Origin of the sequence: Neisseria bergeri, from assembly GCA_003044455.1 — a bacterium.
Lineage (GTDB): Bacteria > Pseudomonadota > Gammaproteobacteria > Burkholderiales > Neisseriaceae > Neisseria > Neisseria bergeri.
Genome location: POWY01000006.1, coordinates 92,079 through 111,560 on the forward strand (window position 1 = coordinate 92,079; position 19,482 = coordinate 111,560).

Below are 19,482 nucleotides of genomic sequence, written 5' to 3' on the forward strand. Positions count from 1 at the left end.
GGTTTACTCGACCATCTGTTGTGCCGCCTGTTTCAGTCCCTGTTCGAGTGCGGCGGTCATGGCGGCGTAGCCGTTACCCTGCTGTTCGGTTTCGATATGGAAGGGTTTGTTCGTGCCGTCGGGTAGGACGGCGTAGCCGCTGATGAGGGTTTTGCCCGTGTAGCTGCCTTGGAATGCGTCGATATAGACCGTCCATTTTTCGGTACTGCCGCTGCGTGAGGCAGGAACAAAGATGTGTGCGCTGTCCAAACGGTTGAATGCATTGCTCAACGCCGCTTCGAGCATATCGTCCAAGGTGTCTGCCCAAACGTGGTTTTGTGCGGTGTTGAGGCGGTAGGGGTCGGTTTGATAGACCAGTCCGCCGCGTTTGAGCGGTTCGGCAAGACGGACTTCGACGGCGGTTTCGCCGCCTTGCGTTGCAGGACGGATGTAGCGGCTGTCGGGCAACACGAAATATTGTGTGCTTTGCACAGTACCGCAGGCGGCAAGCGTCAGGGCGGCGGCGATGGGGAAAAGGCGCATTATCGGCTTCCTTTCGGGATAGGGTCTTTGCTGCTGCTGTTGAAAATCAGCGCGTTGGGTTTTTCTTTCAAAGTGTTAATGACGGGTTGAACGTCTTTTAAGGTTTTGTCCAAACTTTGCAGCGTATTTTGTACGTCGCCGTAGATAGGCGATTGCGGCGATACGCCTTGCAGGGTTATGCGCAACTCTTTCAGGGTTTGGTTCAGTTCGTTCGGAATGTTTTGCGTCTGCGGTTTGCCGACCAGTTTGTCGATGGAGCTTAAAGCAGCATTGGCAGATTTGAGTGTGGACTTGAGCTCGGCAAGCGAGCCGTTCAATTCGGTAACCGTCTTATCCAAAGGCAGTTTGCCGAACTTGTCCAGCAAATCCACCACTTTCGCCTGCAAGTCGTCCAAACCGCCGCCCCGTGTGGCGATGACGGTATCGCCTGCATAAACGGTGTGCGGTCGCAGCTTGGGCGAGGTGGAAGGCTGATCGTTCAACTCAATCATTTTGCTGCCGGTCAGCAGGTTGTTGCTGGAGATGGTGGCGGTCAGGCCTTTGTTTAAAGCCGTCTGAAATTGTTGTTTCCAATGCTCTTTGCTTTGCTCGTCGGCATTGATTTCCAAACGGGAAGGCTCGATGCGGATGCGTACGGGAATCCAGCCGTTTTCAAACAGGTGCAGGCTGTCGTTGCGGTCAAAATAAGGGACATCGGAAACTACGCCGATATTCAGACCTTTGTACTCGACGGGCGAACCGACGGTCAGTCCGCGCACGGATTGTTTGAAAAACGCGGTGTAATACAGCGAGCGGTCGTCAGGCAGGTTGGCGACTTCGCTGCGGCTGTCGTAAAGCGTGAAGCTGTCTTCGCTTTTGACGTTTTTACTGTTTTTGGTTTTCGGCGAATCAAATGAAATCGCGCCCGACAGCAGGGCAGGCAGAGGGGCGGAATTGAGTTTGATGCCGCTGCCTGTGGTTTCGATATTAATGCCGCTTTCCAGCCAAAAACGGCTGGCGGAATGAATCAGTTTGTCGTTGGGGCTTTGGATGAAGATGGTGTAATGCACGCTTTGGTCGGACGGGTCGAAATGCGCGCTTTCGATTTGCCCGACCATAAAGTTTTCATACAAAACAGGGCTGTTGACGTTGAGGATGCGGTCGTTTTTCCCAATCAAATTCAAGCGCAGTCCGCTTTGCCCGATGGCGGTAACGGGCGGAATGTCCTGCACCTGGAACACGTCTTTTGCCTCGTCGCTTTTGCCGGGTGTAAAAGCGATGTACGAACCCGAAAGCAGCGTACCCAAACCGGTTACGCCGCTTTGGTCGATACGCGGCTTGACTACCCAAAACTGTGTATCGCTGCGGATGAGGCCGGATACGTCCGCATTGAGTTGGGCGGTTACTTCCACGCCTTTTTGGTCGTCGCGCAGTTTGATTCGGGTAACGCGTCCGACATCGATGCTCAATACCTTAATGACCGTATTGTTGACCTCAATGCCTTCCGCGCTGTCCATCAAGAGCGTAACCACAGGCCCCCTGTTGCGGATTTCCTTAACCCACAGCCAGCCGCCGGCAATCAGCGCGATCAGTGGGACCAGCCAGACGGTGGAGAGGAAGGTGCGGTTTTTGCGGACGCGTGCTTGAGCGTGTCCGTTTGGAGGAGGGCTGTTGTCAGTCATATTTTTCCGTTTCATTGAAAGCAATGCCGTCTGAAGCGCGTTTGTCCCAAAGCAGGCGCGGGTCGAAATAATAGGCGGACAGCATCGTCAGAATCACGACCAGGCAGAAATAGACTGCCGCACTGCCCGGAATGACGCGCGCGGCATAAGTGTGGAACGAACACATCAAAATAATAATCACAAAAATATCAATCATCGACCAGCGGCCGACTGCTTCGGTGATGCGGTAGAGGTGCGACAATTTCTTTGCGCCCGCCGGCAAAGCGAACCGTGCCGCCGCAATCAAAACCGCCATTGCCGCAATCTTCAGCACCGGCACCAAAATACTCGCGCTGAAAATAACCGCCGCAATCAGCCTGTCGCCCTCGTCCCACATATAAGCGATGCCGTTAAGGATGGTATTGACCTCCGTGGCGGCAGGATTGGACGAAATCATAATCGGCAGGATATTGGCAGGGAAATACAAAATAACCGCCGCCGTCAGAAACGCCGACGAAATACTCAGACTTTTCGGCCGTCGGCGGTACAGTTCCGCACCGCACACACCGCAGGGGGATTCGGCACTGTCGCGGAAATACAGGCAGCGGCTGCAACAGGTTTTGTCTTCTGATGCCGTCTGAACCGCATTATCCCCCGTCAGCCGCCCGATTTGAAAATACACCCAATGCTGGGGAACGGATACCGAAGTCCGAATCAGCATAACCGACAGCGCGAACATCAGATAAAACGCCGACCCGAAGCGAACCTCTGCCACAGACGAGAGCTTGATATACGCCACCAGAGTGGAAACAAAAAACACATCCACCATCATCGCCTGCCTCAAGCGCACCATTACGCGCGTTGCCAAACGCAGCGCAGGATACGCCTGTTTCCGTATCAGCGCGGCATAGACATACAGGCACAGCAGCAGAAACAGAACCGGCGCGCCGAAGGTCAGCACAAACATCACTTCGGCTAAAAAACCATAATCCTGAAACACCATCAGGCGCATCATCTCGGGCAGCGAAAGGACGGATGCCGCACCCGGTATCCCGACCTCGATATACGTCATACCGTAAGCAAACGCCATCAAAATCAGCGAAGCCGCCGCATAGGCGGGCGGGGCGGAAAAAGGATGCCTGCCCACCCTGAAGAGTTTGTGTCCGCAACTGGGACAGAACGCCGCCTCTCCACTGTCCAACCGAGGTACATCCGCGCGGCAGCCGCATTCCGGGCAATCTACCGTATGCAGCGGCAGGGCTTCGTCGCGGCAGTTGCCGCGAAGGCTGTGGGGGATATTTTCGGCAAACGGTTTCATCGGAAAAGTGGCAAATATAAGTGTCGGCATTATAAAGGAAAAAAGGCGATACACCCAATCAGGATGCAAAACCGGCAGGTTCGGCAGTATGAACAAACCATTGGTGTCTGGCAAAAATATTTTTGAGCGGCTGTCCGCCGACTGCCGAACCCATTTGATAAAATCCCGATTCTGTAAAGAATAGTAAAATACCTGCTTAAAAACATCACGCAAATGATATTTTTTCCAAAAATATGTGATAATAAATCTCGTTTATTATTTTTGTATGCGGTCAGGTACGGATTTTGCCCGCACCGCATCCTTATCCCTTACCGACAAAGGAAAAGCTATGAGCGAAACCGAAAATCAAGCCCTGACGTTTGCCAAACGTCTGAAGGCGGATACCACGGCGGTTCACGACAGCGTGGATAACCTCGTTATGTCTGTCCAACCGTTTGTCAGCAAAGAAAACTACATCAAATTTTTGAAACTCCAATCCGTTTTCCACAAAGCCGTCGATCATATCTATAAAGATGCCGAATTAAACAAAGCCATTCCTGAGTTGGAATATATGGCGCGATACGATGCCGTAACGCAAGACTTGAAAGACTTGGGCGAAGAGCCTTACAAATTTGACAAAGAATTGCCACACGAAACCGGCAATAAAGCCATCGGCTGGCTGTATTGCGCCGAAGGTTCTAATTTGGGCGCGGCATTCTTGTTCAAACACGCGCAAAAACTCGAATACAACGGCGAACGCGGCGCACGCCACCTCGCACCCCATCCCGACGGACGCGGCAAACACTGGCGTGCCTTTGTCGAGCATCTGAATGCCTTGAACTTAACTCCGGAAGCCGAAGCGGAAGCCATCCAAGGCGCGCGCGAAGCATTTGCCTTCTATAAAGTCGTGTTGCGCGAAACTTTCGGCTTGGCAGCAGATGCCGAAGCTCCCGAAGGAATGATGCCGCACAGGCACTAATGTATTTTACGACCCTGCCCCGGTTTGTGAAGCAGGGTCGTATTTCCTGCCGCGAATGACGGCATTTTTATAAACCATCAAATACAAATAATTATCATATTTTTCATTAAAAATATGCCATAGGAGATAATTATGACGATTCCTTTCAAACCGAGCCTGCTTGCAATGGCATCCATCCTCGCCCTTTCCGCCTGTATTTCAGGGGGAGGGGGTACACCTGTAGTCAAATCCTCAGAAACGCCGTCAAATAAAGTTACCCCCCCCCCCCGCTGATACGGTAAGCCCTGCCACGGGTGCTGATACGGCAGGCACTGCTTCGGGCGGGGATGGAAGAGAATCCAAAACAGAAATACCGCCTAAAGATACGCAGGGAGAAGGGGAAACCGCGCAGGCAGGCGCTGATGGCGGAGTGCAAAATGATGCGCCCCAACATGTGGAAACTTCAACAGAATCAACACCACCTTCTTCAACTTCAGAAGGGACTTCAAGTTTTAGAAGAGCAGGAGAATATCGAGCAACAGCTAGAAGAGTAGCACGTTCTGTAAATGAACCTGAAGGAACAATAAACATAAGTTATAATTATGATGGAATGCCAGATATTCATGGATTTTTCGCTGATCCCGGAGAGAATAATACAGTAACTGTCACAAATTCAACAACTGAAGATAAAGTAAAAGAATTAGTTAAAGCAAAAATTCAAGCTAAAGCAAATGAATTAGCTAAACATGGATATAAGGTAAAAGAAGAAATAGTATTTGAGCAAGATACTGATGTGAAAAACTTTAACTACGTAGTAACTTTCACTAAGGAAACTACAGGTTTCAGAAATGATAATGCTCCGGCAACCGGCACATCCGGCAAGCAGCCTGAAAAAGAACGTATGCCCGACAGTGATGCCGGAGGGACGGATGGCAGCAATCAAGATACCGATGCGCCGAAAAATGCGGAATCTCAAGATGGTACGGAAGAAAACGCTGTAAGCGAAGATGCGGAGATGAAGGCAGCTCCTTCTTCTGAAGAAACCGGACATGAACATAATGATAATGCGCCGGCAACCGGCACACCCGAGACGCAGCCTGAACACAACCGTATGCCCGGCAGTGATGCCGTAGGGGCGGATGGCGGCAATCAAGATACCGATGCGCCGAAAGATGCGAAATCTCAAGATGGTACGGAAGAAAACGCTGTAAGCGAAAATCCGGAGATGAAGGCAGCTCCTTCTTCTGAAGAAACCGGACATGAACATAATGATAATGCGCCGGCAGCCGGCACACCCGAGACGCAGCCTGAAAACAACCGTATGCCCGGCAGTGATGCCAGACGGGCGGATGGCGACAACCCGGCCGCCCATTCTCCCCAAGATCAAGACCAACAAGCCCAAAATGCTGCCGATAACCGACCTAAAACAGGCGTGTTTGGCGAGAAATATTTTGACGGCACGGGAGAAATCACGACGTTGATGATTGATGGGGAAACCATTGACTTAACGAAAGCTGATGAGCCAGTATCAAGTAGAAATCACCCCGGTTTGATGAGTGATTTTGACAAGGTAATGGTTTCTCAAAAACAATATAAGAATCTGATTTATGGAGCTGTTAAATTAGAAGACGGCACATACACCCTTTTTGTACAGGGTAAACCGACAGAACAATTGCCGGTGGGTAATGCAACATACAATGGAAAGGTGCTGCATTTTAAGAAAGCATACGAAAACAATTGGTTTAATAATAGTGCATATCAAGCTGCAGGAACATTTACGGCAAATGTTGATTTCTCACAGAAAACCTTAACAGGAAAAATTGATACCAAAGATCCTTCAGGTATGGGGATGCAAGAATTTACTGCAAGTATCGATGGAAGTGGATTTCAAGGTAAGTGGAAATCGGATAATGATCAAGGCGATATTTCCGGGAAATTTTATGGTCAAGATGGCGCGGAAATGGCAGGCAGATACGACTATAAAAATCAAGATAATAGAAAAGACGGCTTCGGCGTATTTGCAGGCAAAAAAGAAGCAGATGCCCGTTGATATTTATCCTATGTTTCACAGTCGGGAACAGTTCGGGTTTCCTTCGGACAGGGTATCGGTCAACACTTTGATGTGTTGACCTGCCTGCAGAAGCAATCCTAATTGAACGATTATCTGTATTACCGATTTGATTTATGAACTATGCCGTCTGAAAAATGTTTCAGACGGCATTTTTTGATTGCCGATATGTTTAACGGACGATGACCACGCGGACGTGGAACGAGCCTGCCTGACAGTCGAATTGCCCGCCTTGCAGCGGCTGCTTGTCGAAGTAGCTGTGGAAGCCGGTAACGCCGCGTCCGCAAGGGTGGCGGCAGATACCGCATTGTGTTTATAATGCCGTGTCAGACGTTTGATTTATGGGAAAATAATGATGCTTACCAATCAGGAAGTAACCGGTGTCAAACTGGGATACCGCAAAGCCGTTTTACAAGAGCTGGCCCGGGATTTCGGGGGCAGTGTGCACAGTATCGTATTGGATGCGGTGGATGGTCATATAGAACGCTTGAAAGCCAAACAAGCCTACGATAAGCGGGCGATGCAGGCTTTTCAGGATTATCGGGAAACAGGATTGCATATTACGCTTAATGAGTTTGCGGACTGGGTGGACGGCTTGGATGGCGATGGATCAAAGGATATGCCCGAATGCCGCAAGTGAAGTTGATAATTACACGCCCCGCTCAATCTGATTTGGTCAGGATTTATAATTTTTTGAATGATTTGGGTGCGGAACGTCAGGCAAATACAGTGATGCGGCTGCTTAAAAATTCTTTTGTTTCTACACAAAGCAGCCCGAGTAATGGGAAACCTTATGATTTGTCGGTGGCGGGGGAAACTTTGCAAAATGTAAGGGAAGTAATCGTGCCCTATGGCAAAAGCGGTTATAGCTATTTGTTTTGGCACGATAAATCAGGTAAGCAAATATTGATTTTGACGGTGAGGCATTTCCGTGAAAATGCCTACCGCCTGAGCTTTCCTTTTTTATAACGTCATTTGGTTTGGCGGCTTTCCCTTGTGCGGGGCAATGCGTTTCGGCTTTATTGCGGCACGTTCGGATAAACCGCCTTCAAGAACATAACCGGACTGCCGCTTTGATTCCGTTCCGCAGGCGGGATGTTTGAACGGTGCAGATATGGAAGTATGGAGTGTCCCGATCTGAATCTGCCGCACAATAAGGCAAGGGGATTAAAAATGCCGTCTGAAAAATGTTTCAGACGGCATTTTTGGTTGCCGAAGATTGTTACTAAATAGCAAGGTGTGAATAAAACGGCGGATATAATCAAATATATGTAATGAGATTCCCAAAATTTTGGTAATGATGTATATTAGTTAAGTTAGCTAATCATGAGAAGTGTTATGTTTCAAGCGAATATTCATCAGGCAAAAACCAATTTGAGTCAATTGATTCAAAGAGCAGAAGCAGGGGAAATCGTTATTATTGCGAAGGCAGGTAAGCCTTGCGTCCAACTAACCGGTATTGAAAAACCGGCACGAAATGCAGGAAGGTTGAAAAAATTCAGTCATATGGAAAATACGGATATTTCACGTATTCTTGAGAATGACAATGAAACGGCAGCTTTATTTGAGGAGTCGGCTCTGTGAGAAAGATTCTGCTTGATACCCATGCTTTGCTGTGGTGGTTGTTGGATGACAAGAAACTGGGGACATCTGCACGCAAACTGATAGAAAATCCGAGAAATGCGATCTTTGTCAGTGCAGCAAGTATTTGGGAAATTTCCATCAAGCAGAACAAGGGGTTGTTGAAATTACCGGAAGAGTTTTTTGATGTGCTTCAAGAAGAGGATTTTGAAATGCTGCCTATAGGTCTGTTTCATGCAAAACAGGCTGGAAGCCTTCCGGAAATACACAAAGACCCTTTCGATAGGATGTTGATTGCACAAACCCAAGCGGAAGGCTTTGAACTGATGACTGTCGATGAATATATTCCGCAATATGGAATTAGAGTTGTCAATGCATCAAGCTGACAAATATAAAAACTGTGTACACAAGAAAGACCGCTGAGGCGGTCTTTTCGGTTATTGTCTTCGCTTAAAAGCCAGACTTCCGTCGCGGCCTATAGGTGTGCCCCGATTTGAATCTGCCGCACAATCAGGCAAGGGGATTAAAAATGCCGTCTGAAAAATGTTTCAGACGGCATTTTTTGATTGCCGATATGTTAACGGACGACATTGGCGCGCATGACCACGCGGACGTGGAACGAGCCTGCCTGACAGTCGTATTGCCCGCCTTGCAGCGGCTGCTTGTCGAAGTAGCTCTGGAAGCCGGTAACACTGCGTCCGCCGAGTTTGCCTGCGGTCTGTTGGAATTTGCGGGCTGCATTGATTAGGGCGCGTTCGCAGGCCTCGGAGTCGGATTTGCCTACGCCGTTTGCTGCTTGCCGTGTAACCAAATTTCTGCCGTTTGCAACCGGTACGCCCCCACCGCCAAAGCTGACGGGAATCCCGGATTCCAATACGCCGTCTGCAATGGCTGCATTTATTGCCGCCTGACCGTTGCTGCAACGGTAAATGATGTTTTTGCCGCTTCCTGCGGTGTCGCCCCGGATGACTTTGCATGATTCTCCGGCCGGTGTGCCGGCGGATGCCGTGTGTACGTTTTTAGGCGCGCGGCCGGATTGGCAGGCTGCCAGCATCAGGGCGGCGGCGGAGAGTATGAGGATTTTTTTCATGTCGGATGTCCTTGTTTGCTGTGGGAAATCATTAGCATTGTACAGTAAGATTCAACAAAATGCCGTCTGAAAACGGGGGTTCAGACGGCATTGTGGCTCAGGGGTTCAATACGCGTGCGATGAGGGCTTTTTCTTTGCCTTGCATATTCGGGATTTTGACCTGAATACCGTTGCCGGGTGCGACATCGACAGGCTGGCCTTTACGGGTCATTTGTTCCAATTTGATGGTTTGGTTGCCGCTCGGGTGGATGATTTCGAGCGAATCGCCGACGGCAAAGCGGTTTTTGACTTCCACTGTTGCCCAGCCGTTTTCGTCGATTTCGGTAACGTGGCCGACGTATTGGCTTTGTTTGGCGGTGGAATGGCCGCTGAGGTAGTTTTGATAGTCTTGGGTTTGGTGGCGCTCGAGGAAGCCGCTGGTGTAGCCCCGGTTGGCGAGGCCTTCAAGTTCGCTCAACAGGCTGTAATCGAACGGACGACCTGCAACGGCATCATCAATCGCTTTGCGGTAGGACTGGGCGACGCGTGCAACATAATAGAGCGACTTGGTGCGGCCTTCGACTTTGAGGCTGTCCACGCCGATTTTGGCGAGTTTTTCGACCACTTCGATACCGCGCAGGTCTTTGGAATTCATGATGTAGGTGCCGTGTTCGTCTTCCATAATCGGCATCATCTCGCCCGGGCGGTTGGACTCTTCAATCAGGAAAACTTTGTCGGCGTAGGGATGGCGTTTCTGACCGTTGATGCCTTCAAAGTTTTGGTTGGCTTCTTCTTGGGCTTTTTCAAAGTTGAAACCTTGCAGAAGCTGGGCGTCGCCCGCATCGCTTTCGACGGCGTTATGGACTTTGTAATCCCAACGGCAGGAGTTGGTGCAGGTGCCTTGGTTGGGGTCGCGGTGGTTGAAATAGCCGGAGAGCAGGCAGCGGCCTGAGTAGGCGATGCACAATGCGCCGTGGATGAAGACTTCGAGTTCGATGTCGGGGCATTCTTGGCGGATTTCGGCGATTTCTTCCATGCTCAATTCGCGCGACAGGATGATGCGTTCGACGCCGATGTTCTGCCAGAATTTCACGCCCCAGTAGTTGGTGGTGTTGGCCTGTACGGACAGGTGGATCGGCATTTCCGGCCATTTTTCGCGCACGGTCATAATCAAACCAGGATCCGCCATAATCAGCGCGTCGGGTTTCATGGCAATCAAGGGCTCCATGTCGGAAACGAAGGTTTTGAGTTTGGAGTTGTGCGGCAGCGTATTGACGGTCAAAAAGAATTTTTTGTTGCACTCGTGCGCTTCTTTAATGCCTTGCTCGAGAACGTCGAGTTTGGCAAATTCGTTGTTGCGGGCGCGCAGGGAGTAACGCGGACTGCCGGCATAAACGGCGTCTGCGCCGTAGTCGTAGGCGGCGCGCATACGTTCGAGACCGCCTGCTGGCAATAAGAGTTCGGGTGCTTTCATGATTTGTATGCTTTGTAAAAATGTTTCAGACGGCATTGCTGCAAATGCCGTCTGAAGGGTGTTTGAAGATGGGCGGATTATCCGCCTTTTTGTATTTTCGGTCAATTTTGACGGGAAATTTATAAGGATTTATCAAGTATTTGCCTGCTTGGGATACAATGCGGCAGTTTGAATGCGAGAGAGAGAATGTGATGAATCCTAAAATCGTGTTTTTCGACATTGACGATACGCTGTACCGCAAATATACGGATACCTTGCGCCCTTCCGTGAAAACGGCGGTGGCGGCTTTGCGCGGCAAAGGTATATTGACGGCGTTGGCAACGGGGCGGTCTTTGGTGACGATTCCCGAAAAGGTCAGGGACATGATGGCGGAAACGGGTATGGATGCCGTGGTAACGATAAACGGGCAGTTTGCGCTGCTGCACGGAAAAACTGTGCGCGAAGTACCGATGGATGCCGGTTTGATGGGCAGGGTTTGCGCGCATTTGGATGGCTTGGGTATGGATTATGCGTTTGTCGGTGGAGAGGGGATTGCGGTGTCCGCGCTGTCGGAATGCGTGTGCCGCGCCTTGAAGCATATCGCCAGCGATTTTTTTGCCGATAAGGATTATTTCTCAAGCAAACCGGTGTATCAGATGCTGGTGTTTGCGGAGGAAAACGAAATGCCGCTCTGGTCGGATATTGTGGAACGGGAAGGCTTGAAAACGGTGCGCTGGCACGAGGAAGCGGTCGATCTGCTGCCTGCGGGTGCGTCGAAAACAGACGGCATCAGAAGCGTGGTGCGCGCATTGGGTTTGGAAATGGCAGACGTGATGGCGTTCGGCGACGGTTTGAACGATGTGGAAATGCTGTCTGAAGTCGGGTTCGGCGTGGCAATGGGCAACGGGGAACAGGCGGCGAAAGAAGTGGCGAAATATGTTTGCCCCGGCGTTGATGAGGATGGTGTGTTGAGGGGTTTGCAAGATTTGGGCGTGATTTGAACGCATAATAACAACCCTGCCGGTTTCAGACGGCAGGGTCGGTTTTTCAGCCCTTCATGCAGCCTTCGTTTTGAAGCAGGGTAAATAAGGGCGCGCCGCTTGCACGGATATTTTTGCCGCCTTGAAGGTCGGTAAATTCTAAAATGGCGGCGGCTTCGACAATTTCTCCGCCGAGTTTGCGGATCAGTTCCAGTCCGGCAAGCATCGTGCCGCCCGTGGCAACCAAATCATCGACCAGCAGCACGCGCGAACCGGGTTTGACGGCATCGGTGTGGATTTCCACCGCAGCTTCCCCGTATTCGAGCGCGTAGCTTTGCGATACGGTTTCAAAAGGCAGCTTGCCTTTTTTGCGGATGGGGACGAAACCGACGTTGAGCTGGTAGGCGAGTGCCGCGCCGATAATGAAGCCGCGCGCGTCCAAACCGGCAACGATGTCGATTTTCTGATCCATATAGCGGTAAACCAATAAATCGACCAAAAGGCGGAAGTATTCCGCACTTTGCAGGACGGGCGTGATGTCGTGGAATAAGATGCCTTTTTGCGGCCAGTTTTCGATTTTGCGGATTTTGTCGGCAAGCGCGCCGACACTCATAGCTTCGGGATGAACCAGCATTGTGTGTTCCATGTTTGATGTTTTTAACGCCATATTGTAGCCGTCAGCCTGCCGCTTGCCAAATCAATCAAAACAATAGCGGCAAAATATGGGCATCGGCAAATAGGAAACCTAGTGTCCGTTGTGATACAATCGGTCGGAAAATATACAGGTAAAAAATATGTCCGCTTATCGAAAAGGCAACATCTTTATCATTTCGGCCGCTTCCGGCACGGGCAAAACCACGCTGGTGTCGCGGCTGTTGGCAAACCATAACGGTTTGCGCGTTTCCGTGTCGCACACGACGCGTCCGCCGCGTGAAGGCGAAGTAAACGGCGTACATTATCACTTTGTTTCCAAAGAAGAGTTTGAGTCGCTTATCGCGCAGGAGGCTTTTTTGGAATACGCCGATGTATTCGGCAACTATTACGGCACAAGCGCGGAGGGCGTGAATGCGTTGGCGGCGGCAGGCTATGACGTGATTTTGGAAATCGACGTTCAGGGCGCGGCGCAGGTTCGAGATGCGCTGCCCGAAGCCGTCGGCATCTTTATTCTGCCGCCTTCTTTCGACGTACTTGCCGCGCGCCTCAACGGACGCGGGACGGACAGTCGGGAAGTTATCCAAAGGAGGCTGTCGAAGGCAAGGCATGAAATCGAACAGTCCGTATTGTTCGACTTTGTCGTGGTCAATGACGACTTGGCGCGGGCGGAGGAGGATTTGCTCCATATTGTGAATGCCTGCCGTCTGAAAAGGTCGAGGCAACTGGGATTTATTGCAGATTTGTTGGAAAATTCCTAAAAAACCGCGAAAATACTCGGTTTCCCAATTTAAATATTTTTGAAAGAAAGCAAATAATATGGCACGTATTACCACCGAAGACTGTACCGGAAAAATTTCCAACCATTTTGACCTGACATTGGTAGCGGCCCGCCGCGCCCGCCAGCTTGAGAATGGCAATACGCCGCTTGTGGACGATGTCCGCAATAACAAACCGACCGTTACCGCCTTAAGGGAAATCGCCGCCGGGCATATCGGTACGGAACTGCTGACGCGCAATAAATAAATCCTGCCGGAAACGCACGTCGGCACATTCTGCCGCCGTGCAGTCCGACGGTTTGAAACGAAAAATAAAATATGTTCCGAAAGCCGTCTGAAATGCCCGCCCCCCAACCTTCCGCCCCTTACGATCCCCTGACCGCCGAAGCGCGTGTCCTGCTTTTCCATACCGCTTCCTATCTCAAGCCTGAAGAACAGGTTGAGCTCGAGAAGGCTGTTGCCTATGCATTTCACGCTCATGACGGACAAACCCGGAAAAGCGGGGAACCATACATTACGCATCCGATTGCCGTTGCGACACAGCTTGCGGTTTGGCATATGGACGTACAGGGTCTTTGTGCGGGTGTGATGCACGATGTGCTGGAAGATACAGGCGTTACGAAAGAGGAGATGGCAGCAAGATTCGGCAATACGATTGCTGAGATGGTGGACGGGCTGTCCAAACTCGAAAAACTCAAATTTGAAGATCATGCAGAGCATCAGGCGGAGAGTTTCCGCAAACTGATTTTGGCGATGACCAAAGATGTACGCGTGATTGTCGTTAAACTTGCTGACCGTCTGCATAATATGCGGACACTCGGTTCGATGCGTCCCGACAAGCGTCGCCGTATTGCAAGAGAAACCCTTGAAATCTATGCGCAAATTGCCAACCGTATAGGTTTGAATAATGCATATCAAGAGCTTCAGGATTTATCTTTCCAGAATCTCCATCCCAATCGCTATGAAACCATGAAAAAGGCGATGGATAAGAGTCGGAAAAACAGGCAGGATGTTGTTGGAAAGATTTTGCGTGCGTTCAGCCAGCGTTTGGTAGGTGCGAACATAGAAGCCAAAATCAAGGGTCGGGAAAAGAACCTGTACGGCATTTATCGGAAAATGTTAGAAAAAAAACTGCATTTCTCCGAAGTTATGGATATTTACGGTTTCCGTGTCATCGTTAACAGTATTCCTGCATGTTATGCTGCGCTCGGAGCATTGCACAACCTCTATCAGCCCAAACCCGGACGGTTCAAAGACTACATCGCTATTCCGAAAAGCAACGGTTATCAAAGTCTGCATACGACTTTGGTCGGGCCTTATGGTTTGCCGGTTGAAGTGCAGATACGTACCAGGGAAATGGATGCTGTTGCCGAAGGTGGAATCGCCGGACATTGGAGCTATAAATCAGATTCCAAAACGGTCGATCAGGCGGTGCTGCACACCAATCAATGGTTGAAAAACATTTTAGACTTGCAGGCAAGCAGCGCAAATGCCATTGAGTTTCTCGAACACGTTAAGGTAGATTTGTTTCCAAACGAAATCTATATCCTTACGCCAAAAGGAAAAATCCTAACATTGCCCAAGGGTGCAACACCTATCGATTTTGCTTATGCGGTGCATACCGATATTGGGCACAAAACCGTTGCTGCACGTATCAACAATATCATGATGCCGTTGCGTACGAAGCTCAAAACCGGCGATTCCGTCGAAATTATTACATCTGAACATGCCAAACCAAATCCTGCATGGTTGAATTTCGCCGTGTCAGGCAGGGCGCGCAGCGCCATACGCCAATATATTAAAAACCTTAACCGGCACGATGCGGTCGTTTTGGGAGAGAGCCTCTTACAAAAAGCCCTGTCCAGTTTGCTGCCCAAAGATGTCCTGCTTTCAGACGGCATCAAAGAAAAATACCTTGCCGATCTCAACGACAAACAGACTTCATTTGAAGAAGTGCTGTACAACGTCGGTATGGGGCATACCCTGCCTGTTTATGTCGCCATGCATATCGCCGAATTGGCAGGGGAGCATTTCGGCAGCGAGGTCAGGCTCAGTTCCATTAAAGTTGATGGACAGGAAAGCGGACATATTCATTTTGCAGAGTGTTGCCACCCTGTTCCCGGCGATTCCATCCGTTTGCTGTTGGTTAAGGGAAAAGGCATGATTATCCATAGGGATACCTGCCCGACGTTGTTGAAGTCCGATCCCGAACAGCAGCTGGATGCAGACTGGGAAAATATGAACGGGCAGAACTACCGTGTCGGGCTTCAAGTCCAATCGGAAGACAGCCACGGCCTGTTGGCATTAATGGCGCAAGCGATTTCCGATTCCGGGGCGGACATCGAGTCGGTCGAAACACCGTCCAAATCCCAGTCGGGAACGGAAGGTTTTGTCGAATTTAAATTCTTATTGAAAGTCAAGAATTTGGATCAGTTGAATCAGATTATTCAAAATCTGCACAGCATCCCATATATCCGCAAAGTCATCAGAAGTTGAAGCAGGTAAAACAGGTTGCCTTTTGATTAACAGGAAACCCGTTTTATGGTTTATCCGTTCAATTGCTTATCTGCCTGTATGCTTTTGACGATAAGCTGCGCACCTTTGAGGGTGGTATCCCCGCCGCTTCGGATAATCGTTTTGCCGGCCGTGCTGCTGATATGGGTGTGGCGGTAGGCTGCTTTTGTCTGATTGCTGTTACGATTTGTTAAAAGAAAGGCCGTCTGAAACTGTATTTATTGTTTCAGACGGCCTCTTAGCTCAAACCTTGAGAAGCGCATACGTGTGTTCCGCACACATCCTACTTGTTAAGTTTAGGTTTCATATGGGCTACAGCTTGCTGATTTCAGAAGATCTTTTTAATTTAGTTGGGTTTTCAACTCAACTTACACACTTAATCTGAAAGTTCATACAGCATATCCAAAAAGGCATCAAAACTATCTGCAATATGGCTAGTTACCATTTTCGTATCTCCATTCTCATCTTCATAAAAATCATCATGATACATCAGAATGATACATGGATTTTCATTGCATTTTCTGTAATCAAAACAGATATAATCGCCATTAGCTGAAATCCCAAAAGCAATCACTTTTTTTGTATACCCATATTCATCATCAATACATGAATAGCTATAAATATCTTCAGAAATGTGTAAAATTTTTATATATAAAAAACTTCTAGCTAAAACTAGAAGTTTAGAGAATTTTATCAGCTATTTCACAGAAATTTATATTTTAAAGATAAGCTAGAATCATGATGTATAATCTAGGATATGCTTTGAAACAGATTCCTTTCCCATCTAAACCCTTATCTTCCTCATTTATTCCATAGCTTTTATCAATTTATACGTCTCCATAAAACGAAGACCTCGGGCTCCCTTACTCGCTGTGATTTCTTCATAGATATCACCCAAGGTGCAGGCAGGTGCTAAAGTCCACAGAACATAATCTTCTAATATGACCTTACCAATCTTCTCAAATTTATCTAGTAAAAGCCCCAAATCCTTGTGATTAAACCAACAGTCAGTATCAATAGCATACTGTCTATTATTCATCTTGCAAGCAATCTCGCTATTCAAAAAATCTGTCATAGTGGGCTTATTCTTTTGTAGCAACCTTGTAAAGGCTAGGTGATATTCTATTTTTCTCGTACTTTGGTCGAGAGCTGAAACAAAACCGACTCCGTATTCATTTTCAAATTGGACCACAAGCACATCTCCTACCTTAAAGTACGGCTCCCTCTTTGTTTTTGCCTTTGGAACTTTAAGAGGTTTCGGATTGACACTTTGTAGCTGAATAGCTAGTTTATCAAGTACTTTCTGTCTTTGTTTCAATGCTTTGCTGTCAATTTCAAGCCAGAACTTATCCGCTCCTTTTTCGATAATTTTGAGAGTTTTATTTTTTATGTCTTCTGGTAAATGTCCAATCTTCCACAAGGAGTAGGCAAAGGCTGTCCAATAAATCTCAGTATAAAAATCATCTATACAAAAATTATTTTCATCATTTAAAATATCTTCGATTATCTTAGCAATATTTTCGCCGTTTTTATATCTTCCCACTATGGTGTTATAGATATCGTAAGCATCATCGCTGTCTATAATCTTTACTCCGTCTATTGCCATTGCAACCTCCAGTCTAGTCTCGGACAGTCATTTTACAAAGGGCGAGATTCTCCAGTCCATCACTACCACCGATATAATTGTTTCAACACTTATTGTTTATATACATTTATGTATCTCTATCCGAATCTTGATGCGATTACTATCTGTACTCTTTATCGTAAATCGGAGGAAGATTAAAATACCTGTCTTCAATCTTGATTCGGGCACAGAGTAAGCCATCTTGATAGACATAGCCTTCAAATGGAGGGTATTTGTCTAAGCTTCATAGCCTAAATTTTGCTTATACCCTAAAAATGAAATGTCCCTTTCATCATTTTCACCGTATTGATTGACAAAATTGAAAATATTTTCTTTAGGGTATAAATGATCATGTTTGCTAAGAAGTGATACATATGAAACAGGAAAAACGACCCCTGCATCTTCAGCAAATTGTTGAATTGTTCTTATTGGAACCAATCCCTCATCTGATGATATTGATAGTTCTTCCATGTTCACCAATCTTTCTTTAACGATTTTTGACCGGTATGCCTAACAGCTTTATGAATACTATTAGGAATTAACTGCATATTATTAGGAGAGCTTTGCGCATTATGATGCCATGTATAACCAGGAATTTTTTCATTTCCTGCTTTAATCTTCGTTATTTGTTCATTAGTAAATTGATTTTTGGGCAACTTGTCCACGTTCAATAGTTTTCCATAAATCTTTAGTAGCTGCCTTCATCTGTCCCGTATTTGTTCAAATATACGGCAAGCCTTTCAACAATCCGCATTGCCGCTTCATTTTTACTTGTTTCGGGGAAAGACAGTTCCCCGTCGTCCCCGATAATGGTAATCCGGTTGGTCGGTTTGCCCATTGCGATTGAAACATCATTGGCAACTATCACCGGTATTTTTTTCTTAATACGTTTTTCCCGCGCATATGCCATTACATTCTCCGTTTCAGCGGCAAAACCGATGCAGAACGGCGGGTTCGGCAATGAGGCAATGGAAGCCAAAATATCAGGGTTTTCATCTAATTCGATGGATAACGGTTTGGCATTTTTATCTTTTTTGAATTTTTGCGTACTCCTGTTTTTAACCTTATAGTCTGAGACGGCGGCAACAGAAATAAAAGCATCTTGTTTGTCGATTAAACGATGCACTGCGCGATGCATATCTTCGGCACTGACGGCTTGAACCGTATCGGATATGCCGAAAGGCAGTTCGGTTTGAAGTTGCCCGTAAATCAGGCTGACTTCCGCACCGGCGGCACGGCACGCCCGCGCCAAAGCTACGCCCATTTTCCCGCTGGAAATATTTGTGATGCCCCTGACAGGGTCAATGGCTTCAAATGTCGCACCTGCGGTAATCAAGATTTTCTTGCCCTTTAAAATTTTCGGTGTCCATAAATCCGGAAGCAGGTCCAGCAATTCTGCTGGCTCCGGCATCCTTCCCATACCATTTTCTCCGCAAGCCTGTTCGCCCAAGCCCGGCATATAGACAGTAATGCCGTCTGAAGCCAGTTGAGTGATATTCCTTTGGTTGGCAGGATTCAGCCACATTTCCACATTCATGGCAGGAGCGATGGCAAGAGGACATTTCCGTGCGGCTGCCAGATTGGTCAGTAGGTTATCTGCCACGCCGTTACAGATTTTTGCCACGGTATTCATACTTGCCGGCGCAATCAGAAAAACATCCGCATTCCGGGTTAAGTTGATATGTTCCATACCGTTTGACCCGTTGCCACCGTGCGTGTCGGTCAGAACGGGATTGCAGCTCAAAGCCTGAAAAGTCAGCGGAGAAACAAATTCAGTTGCCGAGCGGCTCATAACCACCGTAACCGAATGCCCCTGTTTTTTCAGCAGCCGCACCAACTCGCAAGACTTATACGCTGCAATACTGCCTGTTACACCTAAAAGAATATGTTTGCCCATTTTGACAATTTCTAAATTACGAAGAAAAACAGCAGCCATTCTATAACAAAGTACGGATACATTAGTTACCGTTTTGGATACAAAATGCCGTCTGAAGCCCCAAGTTTCAGACGGCATATTCACAAAGGCGCACCAGCCAGAGGAGGGGGAGGAAGGGATTATTGGAGGCGGTGCAGCGTTTGGCGGAAATAAAAAACCTTATCCGACAGAGATATGACAACATTTCCCGAAAAAATCCCACTGAAAGTATTGACCGTATACGTCTTCAAGCGTATAGTTCGCGTCTTCGCTGCTGACGAAACGGCGGTGATGAAGTAGTTCAAACGCTCTTTAACAAAACAGATTACCGATAAGTGTGAGTGCCTTGAGCCTCACACTGTTTAAAAGACAGACAAGATAATGTTTTAAACATTGTCCTGTCGGTTTCTTTGAAGCAGACCAGAAGTTAA

19 protein-coding genes and 4 pseudogenes are annotated in these 19,482 nt (G+C 48.1%); 10 read left to right on the forward strand and 13 right to left on the reverse strand.

Annotation, left to right across the window (positions count from 1 at the left end; translation table 11 throughout):
- Nucleotides 1-3 precede the first annotated feature (3 nt).
- Genes DBY86_RS07585 through DBY86_RS07595 form a run of 3 tightly spaced genes read right to left on the reverse strand, consistent with a single transcriptional unit; the run spans nt 4 to nt 3,510 of the window.
- The gene (locus tag DBY86_RS07585; protein WP_107819521.1) at nt 4-522 is read right to left on the reverse strand and encodes a PqiC family protein; all 519 of its coding nucleotides are present in this window, start codon (nt 520-522) and stop codon (nt 4-6) included.
- On the reverse strand, nt 522-2,183 hold the full coding sequence (gene pqiB, locus DBY86_RS07590) for an intermembrane transport protein PqiB (protein WP_107819522.1): 1,662 nt from the start codon (nt 2,181-2,183) through the stop codon (nt 522-524). The genes DBY86_RS07585 and pqiB overlap by 1 nt, the downstream gene beginning before the upstream one ends.
- The gene (locus tag DBY86_RS07595) at nt 2,176-3,510 is read right to left on the reverse strand and encodes a paraquat-inducible protein A (RefSeq protein ID WP_234403414.1); all 1,335 of its coding nucleotides are present in this window, start codon (nt 3,508-3,510) and stop codon (nt 2,176-2,178) included. The genes pqiB and DBY86_RS07595 overlap by 8 nt, the downstream gene beginning before the upstream one ends.
- Nucleotides 3,511-3,808: 298 nt before the next feature.
- On the opposite strand from DBY86_RS07595, the gene DBY86_RS07600 reads away from it, so the two are divergent.
- Nucleotides 3,809-4,438, forward strand: a complete 630-nt coding sequence (locus DBY86_RS07600) for a biliverdin-producing heme oxygenase (RefSeq protein WP_107819524.1) — start codon at nt 3,809-3,811, stop codon at nt 4,436-4,438.
- Between the two features lie 409 nt (nt 4,439-4,847).
- Complete coding sequence (locus DBY86_RS13065; RefSeq protein ID WP_465119549.1) at nt 4,848-6,467, forward strand: transferrin-binding protein-like solute binding protein; 1,620 nt, start codon at nt 4,848-4,850, stop codon at nt 6,465-6,467.
- 190 nt (nt 6,468-6,657) lie between these two features.
- Here the strand turns inward: DBY86_RS13065 and DBY86_RS13365 are convergent.
- Nucleotides 6,658-6,768 (reverse strand): annotated as a pseudogene (locus tag DBY86_RS13365) (excinuclease); the annotation flags it as partial.
- Nucleotides 6,769-6,837: 69 nt separating this feature from the next.
- On the opposite strand from DBY86_RS13365, the gene DBY86_RS07615 reads away from it, so the two are divergent.
- From DBY86_RS07615 to DBY86_RS07630, 4 genes are all read left to right on the forward strand, one after another.
- Nucleotides 6,838-7,125 (forward strand): hypothetical protein, encoded by a 288-nt coding sequence (locus DBY86_RS07615; protein ID WP_101127719.1) that lies wholly within the window; start codon nt 6,838-6,840, stop codon nt 7,123-7,125.
- Nucleotides 7,113-7,454 (forward strand): type II toxin-antitoxin system RelE/ParE family toxin, encoded by a 342-nt coding sequence (locus DBY86_RS07620; RefSeq protein WP_002250719.1) that lies wholly within the window; start codon nt 7,113-7,115, stop codon nt 7,452-7,454. Before DBY86_RS07615 ends, DBY86_RS07620 begins: the two co-directional genes overlap by 13 nt.
- A gap of 369 nt (nt 7,455-7,823) precedes the next feature.
- Nucleotides 7,824-8,069, forward strand: a complete 246-nt coding sequence (locus tag DBY86_RS07625; RefSeq protein ID WP_003706842.1) for a type II toxin-antitoxin system Phd/YefM family antitoxin — start codon at nt 7,824-7,826, stop codon at nt 8,067-8,069.
- Nucleotides 8,066-8,452, forward strand: coding sequence for a type II toxin-antitoxin system VapC family toxin (locus DBY86_RS07630; RefSeq protein WP_002218920.1), 387 nt, complete (start codon nt 8,066-8,068; stop codon nt 8,450-8,452). The genes DBY86_RS07625 and DBY86_RS07630 overlap by 4 nt, the downstream gene beginning before the upstream one ends.
- A gap of 191 nt (nt 8,453-8,643) precedes the next feature.
- Here the strand turns inward: DBY86_RS07630 and DBY86_RS07635 are convergent, their stop codons facing one another.
- The gene (locus tag DBY86_RS07635; protein ID WP_416302143.1) at nt 8,644-9,156 is read right to left on the reverse strand and encodes an excinuclease; all 513 of its coding nucleotides are present in this window, start codon (nt 9,154-9,156) and stop codon (nt 8,644-8,646) included.
- Between the two features lie 97 nt (nt 9,157-9,253).
- On the reverse strand, nt 9,254-10,609 hold the full coding sequence (trhP, locus tag DBY86_RS07640; protein ID WP_107819542.1) for a prephenate-dependent tRNA uridine(34) hydroxylase TrhP: 1,356 nt from the start codon (nt 10,607-10,609) through the stop codon (nt 9,254-9,256).
- Nucleotides 10,610-10,800: 191 nt separating this feature from the next.
- Here trhP and DBY86_RS07650 point away from each other — a divergent pair, with 191 nt between their 5' ends.
- Nucleotides 10,801-11,589, forward strand: a complete 789-nt coding sequence (locus DBY86_RS07650; RefSeq protein WP_107819526.1) for a Cof-type HAD-IIB family hydrolase — start codon at nt 10,801-10,803, stop codon at nt 11,587-11,589.
- A gap of 46 nt (nt 11,590-11,635) precedes the next feature.
- Here the strand turns inward: DBY86_RS07650 and DBY86_RS07655 are convergent, their stop codons facing one another.
- On the reverse strand, nt 11,636-12,235 hold the full coding sequence (locus DBY86_RS07655; RefSeq protein ID WP_014580597.1) for an adenine phosphoribosyltransferase: 600 nt from the start codon (nt 12,233-12,235) through the stop codon (nt 11,636-11,638).
- A 127-nt stretch (nt 12,236-12,362) separates the two neighbouring features.
- Between DBY86_RS07655 and gmk the strand changes: the two genes are divergently transcribed.
- The 3 genes from gmk to DBY86_RS07670 all read left to right on the forward strand — a co-directional run bounded on the left by gmk (nt 12,363) and on the right by DBY86_RS07670 (nt 15,494).
- On the forward strand, nt 12,363-12,980 hold the full coding sequence (gene gmk, locus DBY86_RS07660) for a guanylate kinase (protein ID WP_107819527.1): 618 nt from the start codon (nt 12,363-12,365) through the stop codon (nt 12,978-12,980).
- A 58-nt stretch (nt 12,981-13,038) separates the two neighbouring features.
- A complete protein-coding gene (gene rpoZ, locus DBY86_RS07665; protein ID WP_002212665.1) occupies nt 13,039-13,245 on the forward strand; it encodes a DNA-directed RNA polymerase subunit omega in 207 nt (68 codons plus the stop codon).
- A 92-nt stretch (nt 13,246-13,337) separates the two neighbouring features.
- Nucleotides 13,338-15,494, forward strand: a complete 2,157-nt coding sequence (locus DBY86_RS07670) for a RelA/SpoT family protein (RefSeq protein WP_107819543.1) — start codon at nt 13,338-13,340, stop codon at nt 15,492-15,494.
- A 68-nt stretch (nt 15,495-15,562) separates the two neighbouring features.
- On the opposite strand, the pseudogene DBY86_RS13700 reads toward DBY86_RS07670, so the two are convergent.
- The 6 genes and pseudogenes from DBY86_RS13700 to coaBC form a co-directional block, all read right to left on the reverse strand.
- Nucleotides 15,563-15,670 (reverse strand): annotated as a pseudogene (locus DBY86_RS13700) (hemagglutinin repeat-containing protein); the annotation flags it as partial.
- Nucleotides 15,671-15,888: 218 nt separating this feature from the next.
- Nucleotides 15,889-16,140: pseudogene (locus DBY86_RS07680) on the reverse strand (SMI1/KNR4 family protein); the annotation flags it as partial.
- A 177-nt stretch (nt 16,141-16,317) separates the two neighbouring features.
- A complete protein-coding gene (locus DBY86_RS07685) occupies nt 16,318-17,118 on the reverse strand; it encodes a hypothetical protein (RefSeq protein ID WP_107819528.1) in 801 nt (266 codons plus the stop codon).
- Between the two features lie 261 nt (nt 17,119-17,379).
- Nucleotides 17,380-17,607 (reverse strand): annotated as a pseudogene (locus DBY86_RS07690) (SMI1/KNR4 family protein); the annotation flags it as partial.
- A 2-nt stretch (nt 17,608-17,609) separates the two neighbouring features.
- The gene (locus tag DBY86_RS07695) at nt 17,610-17,801 is read right to left on the reverse strand and encodes an HNH endonuclease (RefSeq protein ID WP_234403416.1); all 192 of its coding nucleotides are present in this window, start codon (nt 17,799-17,801) and stop codon (nt 17,610-17,612) included.
- A 23-nt stretch (nt 17,802-17,824) separates the two neighbouring features.
- On the reverse strand, nt 17,825-19,033 hold the full coding sequence (coaBC, locus tag DBY86_RS07700; RefSeq protein WP_107819544.1) for a bifunctional phosphopantothenoylcysteine decarboxylase/phosphopantothenate--cysteine ligase CoaBC: 1,209 nt from the start codon (nt 19,031-19,033) through the stop codon (nt 17,825-17,827).
- Nucleotides 19,034-19,482: the final 449 nt, after the last annotated feature.